The sequence below is a fragment of the Pseudoalteromonas sp. NZS127 genome (genome assembly GCF_015864805.1).
In the GTDB taxonomy this organism is placed as follows: domain Bacteria; phylum Pseudomonadota; class Gammaproteobacteria; order Enterobacterales; family Alteromonadaceae; genus Pseudoalteromonas; species Pseudoalteromonas nigrifaciens.
In genome coordinates, this window is the sequence record NZ_JADYWN010000023.1 from 1 (window position 1) to 19,948 (window position 19,948).

Consider the following 19,948-nt stretch of genomic DNA (forward strand, 5'->3'; position numbering starts at 1 on the left):
AAAAGTCACAGAATATTTGAGTGTCCTTTTCTTTAAACCAATCAATCACGTGGGGGTAATAATTTTTTAGCGTTGTGGCTATTTTATTGGTTAAATTAACACGATCTTGTACTAATTTACGCCTGTATTCGACAAGCTGTGCAAGGCACCTAACTTCTTCTGAGTCAGGTCTAATAACCGTTAATTTATCCATATGAAGTTGTAAAATTTCAACTTGAATAATCGCATCAGTAGGATCATCTTTAGCCCCGCTGTGCGAAAATGCTGCACGGTATTTGGCGACACTTGATGGGTTAATCACAAATAATATAATGTGCTTAAATTTACTGAGTGCATATATAAGTGGACCTTTTTTTAGCTCACACGCGACAGCAACGGGTCTGCCGTTGTAGCGTTGTTTTAACTCAAGCGCCCATGCATTAATTGACTTAGGTTCAGAGGAAATCACACTTAAATGTTGTGTGTTTGTGTCGCGGTTTATTTCACAAATATCATGTTTACGGTCGGCCCAATCGATCCCGATAAGGGCAGCAAAACCTGAGACGTTAAAGGCTTCCATTTTGGGCCTCCTAGAGGTAAAGTGAAAGAATAAATAGAGGCTAATAGTGTTTCTCGCAAGTCTTATAGATAGTCGGCATTACGACAATCCCTGAGTATGCGTATTGAAACAAATTACTCCTGTTGATCCGAAAGTCTTGTTACAAACATTGATTGTTTCCGCTCAAATATTCGTGATCAACAGAAGCATATTCCATGTATTAATGAGATAGGTAAATACATTAATTAATGGAACAGAGTAACTATAAGCGCATTAACAGGGACAAATAAAGCTTGGCTTTTGTTCACTGCGTTCACTATTTTAGCCAAGCATTATTTGCCCGTTATGCGGGCGTTATATTTCTCATAGGGATTAATGATTACTCCAACTAATTTATTCAAATATCGTAAATTCGATAAAGGTAGTATCGAACTCCTAGTGAATGGAGAGCTATGGTTTGCTAATCCTAGTTCACTGAATGACCCCTTTGAAGGGGAGTCTTCATTTTCAGAAGTTCTCCAAGCTGTTTGGGAGCACTATCCACTTCCCGAAGATGAAAGAAAAAAATATAAAGAAATTATAGAAAAGCAGTTACAAACTACTGGTATATGTTCATTCAGCAAAACTAGGAAAAATCAATTAATGTGGTCTCATTATGCAGATGAGCATAAAGGGATCTGTATTGGGTTTAATGAACGCATTCTTCGTCCAGACGGCTCAAACATCTATCCTTTAGATGTTACATATCAAACAGAGTACCCATTTAAAGAAATTATTAATAGATTTAAATACTTTGAACAATTCCCTGGAATTAATAATAAACAGAGCATAGCTGGTGATATTTTTTATTCAGTACTTGGTACAAAATACTCTAGTTGGAAATATGAAAAAGAACGTAGGCTTATATTTCAAAAATCTCAAGCAATAGAGTTTCCTGAAAAAGCAGTTAACTCTATTGCGTTTGGTTTAAGAATGGCAGAAAGAGATAAGCTAACTCTGAGAAAGCTTTTATCTGGTAGTGAATGGAAGCATGTGAAATGGTATCAAGCAGTTAAATCAAAAACCAAATATGCTTTAGAGTTTCAAAAAATATAACAAGGCGCCACACACAGAAATTTTACTCGCTGCGCTCCCAAAATTCTGGTGAGCTTGGCGTTAGGCATCAAGAGGTATTCGCATGGATTGGTTTTTAAAAATAGTAAGGATAGCCGGAGTTAACTTCCCTGGTGCTGCATCACTTGTTCAAATGCAGGCTGAAATTGATTCAGCCGCAATGGAAAGTAGGCTCAAAAAGTTTGAAGACCCAATTTCTTACCTACATGAAGATATTCCTGAACTTGCCAAGATTATATATCAAAATATCCAAGTTAATGACTCTATTAATTTAAACTTTCCTGATGAGTTTTATACCAAATATAGCCGTCCACTTGCTGCATTAGAGTCAGTAGGTTTAATTTCCAAAAATAATGTTTTAGCTTCAAGAATACCTAGAGGTATAAACCTGATAGACGCGTCCTTTATTATGTATATGTGCAATCTGGCTGAAGATCCTAAAAAGATGCTTGAGATTGTCGACATAGTTGATGGCTGTGAAATTGGATTGTGGCTTGATGGCGAACAATTGAAAAATAGCCTTAATTTACCTAAGTACGTTATTCGTGCTGTTTTTGAAATCTATGAAGCAAAAGGCTACGGTATTCTTTCAAGAACACTTAATTCATGTAGCTATTTAAGTAATGCCTAACAACACGCCCTGAGGTGGACAGCAAGCACTAAAGCTCACTTTCCACCGCAAATTATAACAGCGGTGATCCCTTACTTTTCAATGTGGTTAAGTAAGTTGATTCATTGTAGGGCGTATGTGTTTTCCAGCACCTAAATAGTATTCTTATCCACTTAAATGCTAATGATCTGATGATGGTATTATGGGGTTTTCCTTTGGCTTTTTGTTGCTCATAATACGCTTTAGCCCAAAATGAATAACGAATAGAAAATCCCGCCCATTCTACAAATGTTTGTCTTAAAAATGTAAAAATTAAACAGACATCCTTAAAGTTTTCACCTGGCGTATTCATAGAGTATTTTATTTATACCAACCTACATCAAAAGGCTTTTAAGTAGATTGGTATTGTGTGATGTGCAATATAGTTGTTTTTACTTGTTTTTAAACGGCATGATGAGTAATCCCCAAAGCGAGGCGTTTTGCTTAGCACTTGGGTATTCAACCAAACCAATATCTATTTCTGCGTCGACTTTTTTGGCCTCACTTTTATAGCTACCAAAAAGTTTGTCCCACCAAATTACACTAAAACCATAGTTTGAGTTTGTTTCACTCACTACTTTACTGTGGTGAATGCGGTGCAGTATTTGCGTCATTAATATAAGGCGCAGTGGCTTTTCAATGGCGTTTGGTAGGCGTATGTTTGCATGGTTAAACAAGGCGAGTCCATTTAACGCGATTTCAAATATAAGTACGGCAATGGCGGGTACGCCAAGTGCAGTAACTGCAATGAGTTTTATAACTATGCTAAGCACAATTTCGATGGGGTGAAAGCGCAGGCCTGTACTGGTATCTACATGCGCATCGGCGTGGTGTACGCGGTGCAAACGCCATAATAGTGGCACTTTATGAAACAATCTATGCTGCCAATAAATGAGTATATCGAGCAGTACAAGGCTTAGCACTATGGTTACTATGCTAGGTATGGCTAGTTGGTTAAATAAGCCAATGCTGTGCTCATGATTGTAAAGTGCTACTGCGGTTAAACCAAGTGGTACGGCTAAGCGCGCAATGATAGATGAGGCAAACACTAAGCCAAAATTTGCAAACCAGCGAGTGCTGCTTTTAATGGGCGATTGCCTTGCGGGTTGTCGCCATTCAAGCAGCATCATTATGCCTAAAATGCTAAAAAAGCAACCGAGTCGCCACCAAATTTCGTTAGTCATTATTATTTATAACCTCATTGGCTTCTTGCTGTTTAAGTGTGTGGTAGCCGCCATGTATACGGGTAAATATGGTAATGGCGCAGGCTACAGCAAATGTGCCGGCGAGGAGGGCAAAGTGCTGCGGCCAAATACAAAAGGCTATAAATAGCGCTATTGTTTCTGTGCCTTCGGTTAAGCCATTTAAGTAGTAAAAGCTTTTGTATTTAAATTGTGGTTTTTCGAGTTTAAACTTTTCAGCGGCTATGGCAAAGGCTAAAAAGCTTGAACCCGTGCCAATAAATGCAGCGAGTAATATAGCGCCTGCAATGGCGTTTTGTTCGGGGTTTGCCAAAATAAAGCCAAGCGGAATGGCCGCGTAAAATAAAAAGTCGAGTGTAATATCTAAAAAGCCGCCGGCGCTTGAGCTTAAATTAGCATGGCGTGCTAGTGCGCCGTCAAGCCCATCTAAAATGCGATTTAAAGCAATGGCAGCTAATGCGCCGTACCACATTTCAAAAGCAAGTAATGGCACAGCGAGCAAGCCAATTAAAAAGCCAAATACTGTTAGCTGATCTGGTGTTATGCCGCGTTTATGTATCAGCATTACCACAGGCTTTAACAGTGGTTTTATTACAGGGGTGATAAATTTATCTAACATAGGGTGCCTTGTGCGCTTAAAGTACAGTATTTAAGGTGAAAAGTTTACCGTTTGCAGCGTCGTAATCGCTATGATCGTGCGTTACCATAATGGCAGGCAGTTTATGTTGGCGTATTTGGCTAAACACCAGTTCACGTGTATCAACGCGCAGTTGCGTGTCGAGCTTACTAAAAGGCTCATCGAGTAAAATAGCTTTTGGCTCACTTAATAACAGTCGTAATAGCGCAACACGTGCTTGTTGACCGCCTGACAAGCTATCGGGATGGCGATTGGCCATTCCTTTTAAACCAACTTGCTCAAGTGCGTGTGCTATTTTGTCAATGCGTTGTTTTTTGTCCCCTTTGGGCATAGCAAAAGCAATATTACCCGCCACACTTAAGTGCGAAAACAATAAAGCGTCTTGATACAGTACGCCAATATGGCGTAAATGCGTGGGTAAATCATTTATATTTTTACCGTTAAGCCACACCTCTCCAGTGGCTTTAAAGCCACTGGGTAAAGTGCCTGTAAGCCAGTTTAATAAGCTTGATTTACCACTGCCCGATGGGCCCATAATTGTTAGAATTTCACCGCCATTAACTTGCTCGTTTAAGCTAAGTAGTCGCTCATTTTGGCGATAAAGCTGACAATTTTTAATCTGTAAAGATGACTGCATTAAAAAACCTTTAACTCAATACTGTTTAATATAGGTACTTTACACTCGTGCACTTTTAAAAAAGTACTTAGGTAAAACCCATGCCAGTATAAATCCAATAAGCGGGAGTGCCATTTGCATAATAGCGTATACGGCACTGGTGCGCCTACTTGCGCCATTTGCCAGGGTAACGGCTTCGGTTGTTATGGTGGCTATACGCCCGCCACCGGCTAAAAGAGTTGGTAAGTATTGGCCAAAACTGATCGCTAACCCCAATGCGGCTGCAATTAAAATAGGTGCAAATAACTGCGGTAATTTCACCTTAAAAAACACTTTGCTAGGCGCTGCGCCCAAACTTGCTGCAACGCGCGCAAAGCGAGAGTCTAACCGCCTATAACTGCTCGCGAGAGACAAAAATACGTAAGGCAAAACAAACAGTAAATGTGTAAACACTACATTAAAAAACGCGGCTTGGTTATTTACCCATTGTTGTATCCATACTAGGCCAAACAAAAAGGCAATACTGGGTACTAATAGCGGTAAGTAAATAATTAAACTGGTAAAGCGAGAGATGGGTTTGTCGCTTAACTGCTCCGACTCTAAACACAATAAAGTAACCGTAATGGCAAATACCGTTGTGACTAAACCAATAGCTAGGGTATTAAAAAACGGGTTGCTCATTTGCATTAATGCACTGTTAAAATGCAGTAGTGTAAATTGCTCAGGGAGTGCATTGGGAAAGCGCCAAAAGCCCGCAGCCGACCACAAAATAAGGGCAATTAGCGACAGTAAAATAAAACCGATCACTAAAACGGTGAGCATTACCGTTAGCTTTTGCCAATAAAATCCGCCGTATTCGCGCACCCCGTTAGTGAGTGAATCGCTAAATAATACCTTTATCGCTTTTTCGCCGCCAAGCCAAAGCGCAAGTAACCCGCCCGTGAGTGCCAGTTGCAGCAAAGCACCGGCTGAGGCTTTAATACGTAAGTTTAAATCGACATCGTTAAACCAATGCATAATAGCTACCGCTAATGTTGGCGGTGTATTTGGGCCTAAAATAAGTGGCATTTCTACACTGGCGCTGGCATAAGCGAGCACAGCTAAAATAGGTAAACGCAGCAGTGGGTAAAGGCTAGGGAGTATTACTTTAAAAAAGGCGGTCATGGGGCAGTAACCCAAATTAAGCGCAACTTTATGTTGCTGGCGTAATTTTTTGCCAAGCTCAGGCTGCGCCAGTACGCCCAGTGCCATTAATAACAAAAATGGCAGTTCTTTAAGCGTTAACCCTAAAATTATACTAATGCCGAACGAGTCATGCGGAAATAGGCCGTTTGGTGCAAGTTCCCACCCGCTTAACCAAGGCGATATAATTCGCGAAATCATGCCTGAAGGGGCAATTAAAAAACCTACCGCAATAGCCGCTGCAGCGTGTGGGATCACTAAAATAGGGCTCAGTAAACGCTGAATGCGGTTAAGCCAAGGGCTGTTAAAAAAAGCGGCTAAAATCATCAAAGTAATAATAAAAGCAAGTAAGGTACTTATTAAACCTGTGCCAATACTTAGCATAGCCATATTTATTAGGCCGGGTGTTTGCCAAAGCATGGTAAAGCCTTGCAAGCCAAATGTAGTTTGATCAAGTGCAGGGGCATAACCAAAGGCGGGTAGTAACACACTAATTAAGCCGCCAAGTACGGGTAAAATAAGTAAAACGAGTAAAAAGCGTGGGCTTAATTTTACTATTTTACTAAACATATCATGGCTTTTACGGGCGTGAGGCCCATGGCTTGTCGCCACTTTATTGCTAACAACACTCATTGGCTTACCCCATAGCGAGTTTGCCAGCCTTGCATTATGGCATTTACCCAGCTTGGGTGTGGCTCGCTCAATGTGCGCTTAATACTGTTAAAAGGCAGTGCGCTTGGGTGCGGTTTAGCTGTTTTAAACAAGGCTTGTTGCTCAGGCGTTAGCCTTGATTGAATAAGTACGCTTTTATCGCCCCATATATGCGCTTTTTGCTTTTGAGCTTGCGCCTCTGGGCTTAATAAAAAGTTAGCGACTAATTGCGCACTTTGCGGGTGGCTTGCATTGTAAGGAATAGCCACAAAGTGAGTATTACTTAAACTGCCATCAGCCATTGCATAGCTGCGAATGCTTTTTGGTAAATCGTAGCGTTTAACGGCTGCGGGCACTTCGGGTGCTGAAAAGGTAAAGGCAATACTTAGCTCTGTATCGTCTACTAAACGGCGCATTTGCGCGCCACTTTGCATAAAGTGAGTGCCACCACGCCAAAGCGTAGGGTGTAGCTTATTTAAAAAGTCCCACAGTGGGTTTAATACTTGTGCTGTGTTGTTAGCGGTAGCCGCTTGGTTTAACTGCGCTTTAATATTTTCGCTGCTTTGCTGATGCAGTATTACTAAGGCGTATTTTAAAAAGCTCATCCCTAAAAAATCAGGCGGCTTTGGGTAGCTAAAGCGCCCCGGGTTTTGTGTGCTCCAGTTTAATAATTCGTTTAATGTAGTAGGGAGTTTATTGTTTGCCTGTTCATTTATTGCAAGGCTGTCGTAATAAAAGGTGAGCGATGCTTGCCCCCACGGTGCTTCCATACCGTTTGTGGGTATGCCAAAGTCAAAATTAACTGCAGGGTTATTAGCGGGATCTGTGTATGCAAAGTGTGGCAGTTTATTTGCCCACTGTTTTAACAACAATGCGTGCTCGCTCATAGTGGCAAAGTTAGCGCCGTTTATCCATACCAGATCAACACTGCCTTGGTCATTATTATGTGCTGATTTTTCGGCCAACACACGGCTTACTGCTTCGCTGGTGTCGCTGAGCTTTACATGGACTAAGTTAATATTATATTTAGTTTTAACTTGCTGGGCAGCCCATTGAATATAGGCATTTATTTGCGCGTCGCCGCCCCAGGCATAAAAGTACACGCTTTGGTTATTACCAAGCGTTTCAATACTTTCCCAGCGAGTGAGTCGTTCTTTACTCATATTATGAGTGCTGTTATTAGCAAAAGTACTTAAGCTTGTTATTAAGTAAACGCAAAACGCGACACAGTAAACACTGTATCGCGTAGCTGTTTGCCAAAACTTACTGGCGTGCATTTAAATCCCAGTTGTAGTCTAAAAATTTTACTTTCATGTCATTATTTCTAAGCGCTTTTTGCTGAGCGGGTACTAGTTTAAGTGCATCGCTATATTGCAGTAAAAACTGCTGTAAGGTATTTGCCCCGTTAAAGCCTTGTTCAAAGTCATCGCCGTACCACTTAAATATAGAGGAGATATTTAGCGTATTTTCCTGTGCAAAATTACGTGTTGTATCAGATAAAAAACGCACCGTTTGCTGTTGCAATTGGCTCTCTAGTTCAGTAGCTGTGAATGCCTCCTCGCGCAGCGCAGGGCAACCAATACTTGCACAATTTACAGCAAAATGAATGCGTGGATCGTTATATTTACCGCTGCCACGAATTAAACCATGCTCTATGTCATCAAGGCTGCGAGTTTTGCCAAGTAGTGGCACAAACGCTTTGCTCCATGGTGAGCTAAAAAAGCTGCCTAAGTCTTTTATTGATTTAAGGTTTGGGTACTTAGTCAATATAAGTTCAACAGTCCACGCATTATACGCATTAATTAAAAAAGCGAGTTGCTTAGGCTTTTCCCACGCGTCAAACTCGTTTTGTGTTACAGCACTTAACGAATCTAAATACGTTTTTAGCTGTGCATGCTCACGTTTTATGGCAGCGTAATCAACCTCTGTGCTGTGATTATGGTTAATCGCTACAACATGCTTATTTAGCAATGCATTCCAGCTATCGTGCAGGTTATTAGTCGTGCTTTGCGCTTGGCTTGCAAGCGACGTTGCAAGTAACGCTGTACTTAATAATAAAGGCTTTAATGTTGTGTTAAACATATTAGCCTCGACGCCACGTATGATATTTTTCGAGCATGTTAAGTACTTTTTCAGGCGCATGCGCGCGTTTCCACTCACCTGCAGCGTATTTGTTGCCTTCAGCCCAAGTAGGATAGCTGTGTATAGTACCCAGTATTTTATTAAGGCCTAAACCGTGTTTCATGGCCAGTACAAATTCAGCAATTAAATCACCCGCGTGTTCAGAGACCACAGTTACACCGAGTATTTTGTCTTTGCCTTTAGGGGTAATGACTTTAATAAAGCCTTTTGTGGCGCTATCGGTAATTGCGCGGTCTAGCTCTTCAAACTCAAAACGAGTGATTTCAAAATCGATACCTTTATCAATTGCATCTTGCTCGTTTAAGCCCACACGTGCCACTTCTGGGTCAATAAAGGTGGTCCATGGAATAACGCGGTAATCTACTTTAAACTTTTTAAGGTTACCAAATAAGCCGTTTACTGCTGCGTACCAACCCTGATGAGCCGCTACGTGCGTAAATTGATAAGGGCCAACAATATCGCCTGCGGCAAAAATATTAGGGTATAGCGTTTCTAGGTATTCGTTAGTGACTATTGTACGGTTTGTTTCTATGCCTAGCGCTTCAAGGCCGTAACCTTTAAGGCGGGCACTGCGGCCAACAGCGCATAGCAGTTCGTCGTATTCAATAGCAATTTCTTCATTATTACCTTCGTTAAGGCGTTTAACAATAATGAACTTTTTACCATCGCGCGCTTCACAGCGTAATGCCTGATGCGAGGTTAAAATGTTTACGCCGCTTTCGCTCAACGCTTCATGAGCAAAGGTAGACACTTCAACGTCTTCTTTGATCATGATGCGCTCCGCCATTTCAATTTGCGTAACGCTTGAACCTAAACGGGCAAAGCTTTGTGCTAATTCGCTACCAATTGGGCCACCACCAAGTACTACAAGCTTTTTAGGTGCCTCATCTAGCGCTGCAAATTTATCCCATAAAGTATCGCTTGTTACATAACCGGTTTCTTCTATACCGGGCAGTGGCGGTACAAATGGGCGTGCGCCAGTGGCAATAACAATAGTACGCGCAGTTAATGTTTGCGTGCCGCCATCGTTAAGTTTAATTTCTACCGTCCACGGGTCGATTAATTTGCCGTAGCCTTTTACTACGTCTACGCCTAAATTAGTGTAGCGCTCTATGCTGTCGTGCGGTGCTATATCGGCAATTACTTTATGAACACGCGCCATTACTTTTTTAAACGAAAACTGCGGTGTCATGTTTTCTAGGCCGTAGTGTTCACCGTGGCGAATTTGCTCTGCAATTTTAGCGCTTTTAATTATCGCTTTACTTGGAACGCAACCGTAGTTTAAACAGTCGCCGCCCATTTCGCCCGCTTCAATAAGGGTTACTTTTGCTTTAACAGCAGCGGCAATATAGCTTGTTACCAAACCACCAGCACCCGCACCAATAACAATCATGTTACGGTCGAAGCTTTTAGGTTTAGTGTAGTTTTTGTATACACGACGTTTTTTAAACACGTTTAAGATTCCTTTAGCAATAAATGGGAATACGCCCAATAAAGCGAATGATAAAATTAAGTCCAACGATAAAATGCCCGATAAGCTCTCTATTTGAGCAAGTTGCGTACCCGCATTAACAAATACAAATGTACCGGCTAGCATACCCACTTGGCTTACCCAGTAAAAAGTCCATGACTTGATGGCTGTTACGCCCATTAACAAGTTGATTAAAAAGAACGGAAATACCGGCACTAAACGCAACGTAAATAAGTAAAAGCCGCCTTCTTTTTCAACGCCTGCATCAATGGCTGCTAAACGATCAGGAAAGCGCTTTTTAATGGTGTCGCGCAATAAGTAACGTGATACTAAAAAGGCCAATGTAGCACCTATGGTTGATGCAAACGATGCAACCAATAAGCCTTCAACTAAGCCAAATAAAGCACCCGCTGCCAGTGTTAAAATAGCCGCGCCCGGTAAAGACAATGCAGTAACCACCACATACAATAAAAAGAATCCGCCAATTATTAATAGCGGAGATTGCGCTTTATATTGGCTAAACTGATCCATCGACCCTTTTAAGCCCTCAAGCGTAAGTAGTTGGTGCAAATCAAAATGAAAGAACAGGCCGATGGCGACCGCTGCAATCAATAACAAAAGTATTTTTTTAATCATGTTCTCTCTTCTCTAGCATTGCTGTTTAGAAATTATGCGTAAGCGTCAGTTTTGCGTTTATTGGTAATTCAGGAAAAGCCAAGGTTGCACCAAAATAACCGCCTTCAAATACAGGGCGCCAATTTTTTTGATTGGTAACGTTGTTTACATCTAAGCGTAACTTGGTGCTAGGCGTAAAAGCATAGCTAGTATTTACGTTTAATGTGTACTGATCGCGAATATGTACGGTTGCCAAAAAGTCTAATGGGTAACTCTTTGTATATAGACCTGAAAAACCCGTTTGCCATTTCGAATTAATTGAATAATTTCCGTTAAAGCTAAAAGATTGCTCTGGAATGCCTTGAACTTGGCTACTTGAAGGCGCAAATGCGGTAAAACTAGGAGCGCCCACACTGGTGCCTGCAATAATATCAGGACGAGAATTGTCAAATGCATCGGCTACTTGGGCAGAATCTTGACTACTTGCAGAATTATCGTAGCGGGCGTCAATGTAGCTATAGCCTGCGCTTAACCAGTACGGGTAGGCATCGTAAAATACTTGGCTTTCAAAACCTGTGGTGCGAATACCGGTATTACTGCCATCGCGGTTACGTAAACTACGGCGTTGGCTAAATATTGCGCCATCGGCGTACCAATCGCTATTGGTTGGTGCATATTTTAAACCAAATTCAACTAGGGTATTTTCGGTGGCAAAATTTTGCGCACTAATGGTATTGTCGCCGCCAAGTGTAGTGCCGCCAGCCATGCTATTTGATGTGGCTTCGTTGTAACTTGCTGCGCCATAAGTGGTGTAATCATCGTTTAGTCGGTAATTAAAACTTACTTGCCCTGAATGCAAAGTGTCGTTAATGCTGTCGCTGGCGGCAATTTGCCCTACAGGTGCTATTGGGTCGTTTGCTTCTACGTCATAAAAGTCAACGCGGTAGCCAACACTGGTATGAAACTTATTAGTCCAATCAGAATCTTGCTGAATAGCCACCCCTGTTTGCCATGAGCGTGAGTCTGTGGTGTCTGATAAGTTAAAGTCGCCACTGCCGTCATTATTAATATCGTACTGACCACCCGGCGATACAAATACACCTGGGCGAAGTTCAATAAAGCGTGCTTGTTGCTCTGCACTTAGCGGTATGCGTCTATTTGAAAGTGGGCCAGTTAAATCTATGGGTAAGTCGGCTTCGGTGGTAAATTGGCTGTAACCTAATACGCGGTTATAACGTACATCAAAGGCAAAAATAGTTTGCTGGTTACTATTCCAAAGGTAGGTAAGCTCGGTACGGTTTTGCGCGGTATCGGCACCCTCTATAATTTCAACAAAGCTGTTTTGTGCAATTTCATCACGTTGTAAATGCTGAAAGTAGGAAATGTTTTTAATTGACGCGTGACTAGAAAGCTCACGTTTATAAATACTGTGGAGCAAGTAGGTTGTCGCTTCGTTAAGATTATCAGGGTCGGTCAGTACGGTACTGCGATCTATTTTTACTTGCCCGGTTGGCGAAATAACCGAACCCGCTAAAGGTACAGTACTACCATTTGCTTGCACACCTTGGCCGGTAATATAAAGTCCGTCATCTATTAACGCCTGAGTAGGGCGGTTAATACCGGCGTTATCGGTAAATTCAACTTGGTATAATTCAAAATTAAGATCCCAGCTGCTTTTATCATCAGGAAATACACGCAGGGCTGCAAATAAGCTGTCGCTTTTTGTGCCAGAGTAGTCGTAATAACTGCCGTTATCAATATGCTCCGCACTAACTCTAAAACCTACTTTGTCTTTTATTATGGGGGCGTTGTAGTCAACCAGTACACGATATTGATCCCATCGTCCTGCCGATAAACTTGCTTTACCTTTGCTTTCGCCTGTAGCGGCTTTTTTAGAGTGTAAGTTTACAAACCCACCATTGCGTTGGCTTGAGCCAAATAATACCGGTGGCGCACCTTTTACTACATCTATTTGTTCTATAGCGTTGAACGATAACGGTACACCAAAGCCATTGTTGCCCGCTTGACGACGTGTACCATCTTGAAAAAGCTCACCTAATTGGCCGCGTATTGTGGGTAAACTTGGCGCGCCAAAACCACTGGCTGAATAGGTATTAGGGCTTACTGCAAGCACATCTTGTAAAGTGGTAATGTTAAGCTGCTCTATTAGCTCGCTCGAAATAGGCGTTACCGAACGTGCTATATCTTTTAGTGCTAAGTTGTCGCCAAATGGGCCATCTATACTGGCATCTTTAACTGAAAGGCCTTGAGATTTAATAACTTGGCCAGCTACTTCAATGTGCTCTATGGTGTTATTGGTTGTTACTGTTGAGCTTTGGGCAGCTTGCGCCAGCAGTGGGGTATTTAATACGCTTGCTAACGATAGGGCTAAGTATTGGTATTTCAAGGGCTTTCTCTTTCTTGTTAATAGTTGATGATGATAAAGACCGAAAGGTGTAAAAATAACTTTCAGTAAAGTTTCGATTCTTTTTATTTTTTAGGGCATAACAAAACAGCTGCGTTTAAAGCATGCTAATAAAATATTGCCGTTTCATTTGTAAAAAAATAGCAATAGAGTGACGATATTACACAGATTATAAATAATTGCTTTTAAACATATTTTTAAATTGTAGTCTACTTACCAGCAGTTAACCTATTATATTTATTAGCTTTTATGTATAGCGTTTAAATACTTAAAATAAGCCGTGCCTTAACTGTTAATAAGCTAAGTAGGTAAGGGTAATTAAAAATAATTATGCTTTTTTGAAATAAAAACCAAGTTATACGGTCTTGGTAATTTAATAGTTTATTAATATTTTTATTAAAGGAAGTTTTATGACAAATCCAATCAGTGCTGATCTACAAAACCGTTTGCAGTGGTCTTTACTCTCTCTGCGTGTGGGTGTTTTTATTGTAATGATAATGTGGACGCTGGATAAATTTGTGAATCCGGCACATAGCGCCGGTATTTTTGAAAAGTTTTATGGCATTAGTGGGTCAACAGATATAGTGGCGTATGTGTTAGGTGCGCTGCAATTAGTTTTAGTCTTAGCATTTTTGGCGGGTATTAAAAAGCGACTTACTTACGGAATCATTTTTGTAATGCATGGCTTGTCTACACTTTCATCGTACAACCAGTACATAGATGGCTTTAACAACTTATTATTCTTTACTGCATGGCCAATGTGGGCAGCGTGTTTTGCGTTGTATTTACTGCGCGACCAAGACGTAAAATTTACTATAAAGTAATACATAAAAAATTGGTTATAAGCCGCTTGGCTTATAACCAAATAGTACACAAGGGAGTGTATCAAAGTTAAAGTTATAGCGTATAAAGTAGTTACTGCATGCAGTTAGTGCATTGCATCGTTGTAGTGCTCAGCTAAGCTTTCTTTTTGCCCTTCGGTTAGTGCTTTGCCGGCTAGTTGAAATACTTCGTGCTCTTCCTCATCTAAGTGATGATGCACTAAATGATGGAGTTTTTTAGCAGCAACCAACCACGCTGGTGAACTCCTATCGGTTTCTTCAAGTTGTTCAATTAATTCATCAATATCATGATGTTCTGCCACACTATGGCGAGCTTTTTCATGGGTTAGATCTTCAAACATCAGTGGGTTATAAAAATAACGCTCTTCAAACTTTGCATGTTGTTTTAGCTGTGTTTTTAGTTCAAGCATTAACTTTTGACGCTCATTTGTATCACCATGAGTTTGAATAAGCGCATCTACTAACTTACGTTGTATGTCATGATCGGCGCGTAGTGCTTCAAAAATATTCATTTTATTTCCTACTTTACTTATTGTTTAAATAATATGAAGCAAATATAAGGCCATTTTTAATACACTGTAATACAAGGGGTTTTGTTTTTATTACAAAGAGATTATTTGAGAGGTGTGTAAAAATTACTATGCACTGTATAAAGCTAACAACAAAAAGGGCTAATATTGCTACTAGCCCTGTAATAAAATAACTTACTTATTCATAACCGTATTTAGCTTGCTATTTATTTGCGTCTTTTATTGCTTTAAGTTTAGCTGCGTGGTCAATTTCAAACGCAGGCATGTCTTTATTGCCATCGATCAGGTAGTTATCCATCCAACGCATTAAACGTAAGCTGTAGTCGTACTGGGCTGCTACTTTACGGTTACCGTGGCCTTCGCCAGGGTAGTAAACTAAACGCACGTCTTTACCTTGCACTTTCATGTAGCGGTATAGCTCCATTGATTGCGCTGGGTGTACACGAGGATCGTCTTTACCGTGCATAATTAATAACGGTGTTTTAGATTGTCCAGCCCAATAAATAGGGCTGCGCTCTAAGTACCATTGCCATTTATCCCAAGGGTATGAACGAGCATGTACTAGGTTCATTTCGTTAGATATATCGGTAGTACCAAACTTAGATAATTGATTAGATACGCCAACAAACATTACGCTGGCAGCAAAGTGCTCAGTTAATTTTGTTGCGCCCCACGCAGAAGCATAACCGCCGTATGAGCCACCAGTAATACCAACACGTTTAGTGTCTACTAAACCCATATCAACAAGGTGGTTTTTAAAATCTACTAAGTCATCAAACTCTTTGCCTGCGTAGTCATTTTGGCCAAGCTTAGAGTAATCAACCCCTTTACCCGTTGAGCCACGATAATTTGGATAAAATACAGCGTAACCACGAGCTGCTCCCATTTGACCAGGACGTGAGTAGTTAGTTAACCAACCGTCTTTGTCATGGCTTTCAGGGCCGCCATGTACCGACATGATTAATGGGTAACGTGTCCCTTTTTTATAATCAAGCGGATACACAAGTACACCATCAATTTCTACGCCGTCACGGGCTTTTAAATTAATTGTTTGTTGCTTGGCAAAGCGCTTGTCGTTTAGCCACGTGTTTGAATCGGTTAAACGCTCTGCTTTTTTGCTACGAACAATAAACACTTCGTTAGGATGTTTTGCGGTATTGGCGCGCAGCGCTAAGGTTTTATCTGAAGCAGAGATACTTAGGCTTGAGGCAATAAATTGACCTTCTTTAACTATTTTTTTGTATTTATTGCTGCCGGTTTTAATGCTGCCGACAAAGCTTTGGGTGCCTACATTGGCAATAAAGTTTAAGGTATTGCGTTTATTCTGCCATTCAATATCGGCTACGTGGCCGCTAAAGTTGGGTAACCACTCATCTACTTTACCGCTTTTTGTATCGGCTAAAAATAAGCGACCAGTAGCAGGATCGTGTTTATCTTGTGCGCCTAAAATTGCGATATAACGACCATCATGAGAAAGCTCTGCTGTACCAAGCTTACCCTTTGTGGCAAACGACATAGTTACTTGATTACTTGCTATATCAAACAAGTGCCATTGTGATCTTGTGTACTTATCATCAATTAACGCAGTAGGCTGAGTTTTAACCAGTAGCTTTTTGCCATCGGCAGCCCAGTTAACATCACTAACATAGTTAGCTACATTGAGCGCGGCAGGTGAAAGTGGCTTATCGGTTTGTTTTAAATCAGCAATAAACAGCTGTTTGTTTTTTAAACCTTGTTCGTATACCTCTGCCATAAAGCCTAATTTTTTAAGCTCTTTATCAGATTTATCAGCTGCTGGCATTGCCAAAATAGCGAGGTGTTTATTGTCAGGGCTTAGTGCGTAGCTTGAAATAGAGGTATCTTTTAATGACAGTACTTTATGTGCTTGGCCGCCATCAACCGGAATTTGATAAAGCGCGGTAAATTTGTCATCTTTTAATTTTGCTAAAAAGTAGATGGTTTTACTGTTGTTAGACCATTGAATGCTGCTAATACTAACCGAACCGGTAATAAAAGGGCGCTCTACACCTTTGTCGTTAACCACATACAGCTCACGGTAGTTAGTGCCATTTTCATCAACGTACAGCTCACGCGGCACCGAACGAGTAAAAGCGACATTATCGCCATCTGGACTAATACTGGTTTGAATAACTGATTGAATTTTTGGGATATCTTCAACCGTTAATACTGTTGAAGCACTTACCAATGAGCTAGATAATCCCATTGCAAGCACTAAGCTAAGTTTTAACATTAAACTTTCCTTTATATACACGTTAACTTGGCAGTATAGCAAGGCTGATGTAATAGGCTAAAAAATGCGATTAACACACTGTTTATAAAGGTTAATGGATAAAGCGGTGATAAAAGTAATGACGCCAACTTTTATCACAAATGTTGGCGTATATTTTAATTAATGGATAGGTGAGAAAAGCGCGTTACAAACTCTTTTTAGGTGGCAGTGCTACGTTGGCAAAAATTAACCCAGCTACTAGCGACATAAAAATTAAAAACGTTTGCTGGCCTATATGTTCTGCATAAACAAAGTCTTGACCTTCAATAAGCGAGTTTAAGCCAATATAGGTTTTGCTACCCGGCACTAATACAATTAAGCCTTGCATAGCAACAATAGAAGCGGGGGCGTTGGCCACGCGATTAAATAAGTTACTAAATATGCCAACGGCTAATGCGCCAACAAAGGTCCCTAAGGTGTAATCGAGATACATAGCAGAGCCAATACTGGTGCCATAAGCAATAAAACCAGATGCGATAGACCACACGGCATGTTTAAGCTTGGTTCTAAATATGACTATTAGGCTGCTACACAGCAAAAATATAGCAAGCCAAGGCGTCCACGCTGGCAGTGGCGCAGGTTGCACAAAGTCGGCCTGTCCAAATAATGCAAAACCAATACCTATGCCAATAAAACCACCAAAGTAGAGTTTAAACAGCAACATGAATGAGTCCATCACCCGTGCTGTACCCGACACTAAGTGCCTTGCTGCAAGTTCTGCTAATCCTAGGGCTAATGCTAAACCCGGAATAAATACAATGATGGACGACAGTACCACTAAACGTATATTGATCTCTGGGGCAAAATAAACACTAATAGCACAGGCAACGATTGACGATACAATTGCTACCAAAGGCTCAAGCATGTGGGCGACACGTTTAGAACGCCCCGACCAAAGCACAAACAAGTATACAAGAGATGAGAGCAACGCAGACCAAGCTACATCAAACCAACTGGTGCCCATTAACATAGCAAACGCACCACCAGATGTGGCAAACGCAATGCCCGTAGTGAGTTTATTGTAAGAGTTAGGAGCAACAAAAATAATGTCTAGCTGTTCGTCCACTTCGTGCAAGGTTAACTTGCCATCAAGCATTTGATTAACTAAGTCGTCGGTGTCGGCAAGTGAGCCTAGGTCGTGATCGCCAGGATCTACCCGTGCAACATGGGTATACTCGTCTTCGTGGCCGTCGGTCCAAATAACAAAGGTAACAGAGGTAGGCGACATAACAAACGACGATTTAAGGTCTAAGTAGGTCGCAACTTCCATTAAATGCGCTTCTAAGCGGTATGCGGGCGTACCATATTTGTGCAGCATTTTACCTAATTTAACGATAAATTTGCGTTTTTCTGTAAAGGTTGCGTTTTTCAAATGCTTTTAAGCCAACGGTTAAATAACTAAGCTAAAAATATAGACAAAAAATACTAATCTGCCATAAAAAGTGCTAATTCAGAGTTCATCCAGTGGCTTTTGATTCAAGTGGGCAACATGTAGGAAGGGTGGTTCCCTTTCAAAAGTTGCCAACGAAGAAGAAATGTCACTGGTGAGCTCCCTTGGGCGAGTTTTAAATGAGCTTATACTGCGTTCCTCGAACTCAAAATAGAACCACTATTTTATCATTCAAGCGCCTTGGCTAAGCTCATTTTAATTCTCGCTGAATTGTACCGTTTAAGGTAGATTGGTATTAAAAATTTGCCCACGTTTAATGGGCGCGATTTTAAACACTAATTGGTGTGTGTCTAGTCATTTTTAATCTAATTTTTTATTTTTTTCAGCTATCCATTGCGACATGTATTGTGTGCTGCGCATTGTATGATGTTTGAGCATTTGGCCTGTAAAGTTTTTTTCGCGATGGGCATTTAAATCGCTACTTATTGAATCGACTTTTTGAATTAACGCAGCGCTTAACTGGGCTTTGTCATACAGCGTATTAAGTAGTGTATTGCCATCTTGTTGTGCTTGTTCAAATTCACTTTGATTGTTGTACATTTCAACGGCTGCATTTGCAAAATCTTCGGCGGTGTTTGCTATTTTTCCAGGCCAAGGTAACTCATTATGCATACCTTCACTGCCAATATTAGTGGTAACACTTGGGGTTTGCATAATCATGGCTTCAAGTAATTTACCTTTAATACCTGCGCCAAAACGCAGTGGTGCTAAACATACTCGTGCGCTTTGCATTACCTCAAACGCATTATCGGCCCAGCCTTTAATTAAAAACCCCGATTTAGGGTTGTTAAGTGCAGTTGCTTTTGGCGGCGGGTACGATCCATATATATGCAGCTCAGCTTTAGGCAGTTGCTTGCGAATAAGAGGCCAAATTTGTTGTAAATAAAGCACAGCATCCCAGTTTGGCGCGTGCCTAAAGTTACCTATGGTCATAAAGTGTTGGCGCTGCTCAAAGGTTTTAGTGCTGGTGGGCAATGTGTTTAAATCGACCATAAAAGGTAAATGGTGTAATAAGCTAGGCTCTATTTTAAATACATCATTAAGTAAACTCATTTCATAGCTAGAAATAATAAGGCTTAAATCGCAACGTAAGATGGCTGCAATTTCGCGTTTTGCTATGTCTGAATGCAAGTCGTTAGTGGTAAATTCTCGCTCGCCTTTGTGGGCTTCGTGGCGGGCATTACGCAAACATTGTAGATCTTCAGTATCTAAAATTTTCAGCGCATTCGGGCAATGCTTATCAACGCGCCAACCAAACTGTTCTTCCATCATAAAACGGTCAAACATAACGATATCGGGAGCATATGCTTTAACGTAATCGTCAAAACTTTCGCAGTTAAGCGCAATGCTCTGGCTACTAATACCAAAGTCGTCAAGGTTGATCATGTGCTCGGTGCGCAGTGCCGGCGTTGCAAACTCTACTTGCCAGTTTTGGGCTCTAAAGGCATTTAATAACGACATCATGTGCGTGCCTGCAGCAGATGAGTTGGGCTCTGGCCATACGTAGCCAATTACCAGCACTTTTTTCATTGGCTAGGATCTCTTTTTAGTAAGTTTAAATTTACCCATATAGAAACAGGTAAGCTTATTTTTTG

16 protein-coding genes and 1 pseudogene are annotated in these 19,948 nt (G+C 41.0%); 3 read left to right on the forward strand and 14 right to left on the reverse strand.

The genetic code is table 11. The features are described 5' to 3' along the window. Positions 1–559: IS110 family transposase (locus tag I6E78_RS16085; RefSeq protein WP_197182885.1), on the reverse strand; the 559-nt coding region annotated here is incomplete at its 3' end. A 354-nt stretch (positions 560–913) separates the two neighbouring features. On the opposite strand from I6E78_RS16085, the gene I6E78_RS16090 reads away from it, so the two are divergent. After that, positions 914–1,633 (forward strand): DUF2971 domain-containing protein, encoded by a 720-nt coding sequence (locus I6E78_RS16090; RefSeq protein ID WP_197182886.1) that lies wholly within the window; start codon positions 914–916, stop codon positions 1,631–1,633. A gap of 82 nt (positions 1,634–1,715) precedes the next feature. Beyond that, entirely contained in the window at positions 1,716–2,282 is a 567-nt protein-coding gene (locus I6E78_RS16095; RefSeq protein ID WP_197182887.1) for a hypothetical protein, read from the forward strand. Positions 2,283–2,334: 52 nt separating this feature from the next. Here I6E78_RS16095 and I6E78_RS18920 read toward each other — a convergent pair. The 9 genes and pseudogenes from I6E78_RS18920 to I6E78_RS16135 all read right to left on the reverse strand — a co-directional run. Further along, positions 2,335–2,565: pseudogene (locus I6E78_RS18920) on the reverse strand (IS110 family transposase); the annotation flags it as partial. Between the two features lie 127 nt (positions 2,566–2,692). Further along, entirely contained in the window at positions 2,693–3,484 is a 792-nt protein-coding gene (locus I6E78_RS16100) for a sterol desaturase family protein (protein ID WP_197182888.1), read from the reverse strand. Further along, positions 3,477–4,121, reverse strand: a complete 645-nt coding sequence (locus I6E78_RS16105; protein WP_197182889.1) for a CDP-alcohol phosphatidyltransferase family protein — start codon at positions 4,119–4,121, stop codon at positions 3,477–3,479. Before I6E78_RS16105 ends, I6E78_RS16100 begins: the two co-directional genes overlap by 8 nt. 16 nt (positions 4,122–4,137) lie before the next feature. Then, positions 4,138–4,776 (reverse strand): ATP-binding cassette domain-containing protein, encoded by a 639-nt coding sequence (locus tag I6E78_RS16110; RefSeq protein WP_182683716.1) that lies wholly within the window; start codon positions 4,774–4,776, stop codon positions 4,138–4,140. A gap of 39 nt (positions 4,777–4,815) precedes the next feature. Continuing rightward, complete coding sequence (locus I6E78_RS16115; protein ID WP_197182890.1) at positions 4,816–6,570, reverse strand: ABC transporter permease; 1,755 nt, start codon at positions 6,568–6,570, stop codon at positions 4,816–4,818. Next, entirely contained in the window at positions 6,567–7,865 is a 1,299-nt protein-coding gene (locus I6E78_RS16120; RefSeq protein ID WP_197182891.1) for an ABC transporter substrate-binding protein, read from the reverse strand. Before I6E78_RS16120 ends, I6E78_RS16115 begins: the two co-directional genes overlap by 4 nt. Continuing rightward, a complete protein-coding gene (locus tag I6E78_RS16125; RefSeq protein ID WP_197182892.1) occupies positions 7,852–8,670 on the reverse strand; it encodes a DUF547 domain-containing protein in 819 nt (272 codons plus the stop codon). The genes I6E78_RS16120 and I6E78_RS16125 overlap by 14 nt, the downstream gene beginning before the upstream one ends. Position 8,671: 1 nt before the next feature. Beyond that, positions 8,672–10,837: an FAD-dependent oxidoreductase gene (locus I6E78_RS16130; RefSeq protein WP_197182893.1), complete on the reverse strand. Its 2,166-nt coding sequence runs from the start codon at positions 10,835–10,837 to the stop codon at positions 8,672–8,674. Positions 10,838–10,862: 25 nt separating this feature from the next. After that, positions 10,863–13,223: a TonB-dependent receptor gene (locus I6E78_RS16135; RefSeq protein WP_197182894.1), complete on the reverse strand. Its 2,361-nt coding sequence runs from the start codon at positions 13,221–13,223 to the stop codon at positions 10,863–10,865. Positions 13,224–13,651: 428 nt separating this feature from the next. Here I6E78_RS16135 and I6E78_RS16140 point away from each other — a divergent pair, with 428 nt between their 5' ends. Then, positions 13,652–14,065 (forward strand): hypothetical protein, encoded by a 414-nt coding sequence (locus I6E78_RS16140; RefSeq protein WP_011329865.1) that lies wholly within the window; start codon positions 13,652–13,654, stop codon positions 14,063–14,065. Between the two features lie 104 nt (positions 14,066–14,169). On the opposite strand, the gene I6E78_RS16145 is transcribed toward I6E78_RS16140, so the two are convergent. The 4 genes from I6E78_RS16145 to I6E78_RS16160 all read right to left on the reverse strand — a co-directional run bounded on the left by I6E78_RS16145 (position 14,170) and on the right by I6E78_RS16160 (position 19,883). Then, positions 14,170–14,595, reverse strand: coding sequence for a hemerythrin domain-containing protein (locus I6E78_RS16145; protein ID WP_197182895.1), 426 nt, complete (start codon positions 14,593–14,595; stop codon positions 14,170–14,172). A 220-nt stretch (positions 14,596–14,815) separates the two neighbouring features. Continuing rightward, positions 14,816–16,864 carry a S9 family peptidase gene (locus I6E78_RS16150; protein ID WP_197182896.1) on the reverse strand — a complete coding sequence of 683 codons (2,049 nt, stop codon included), beginning with the start codon at positions 16,862–16,864 and terminating at the stop codon, positions 14,816–14,818. A gap of 184 nt (positions 16,865–17,048) precedes the next feature. Next, complete coding sequence (locus I6E78_RS16155; protein WP_041454906.1) at positions 17,049–18,275, reverse strand: threonine/serine ThrE exporter family protein; 1,227 nt, start codon at positions 18,273–18,275, stop codon at positions 17,049–17,051. A 378-nt stretch (positions 18,276–18,653) separates the two neighbouring features. Beyond that, entirely contained in the window at positions 18,654–19,883 is a 1,230-nt protein-coding gene (locus I6E78_RS16160; protein WP_197182897.1) for a glycosyltransferase, read from the reverse strand. Between the last annotated feature and the right edge of the window lie 65 nt (positions 19,884–19,948).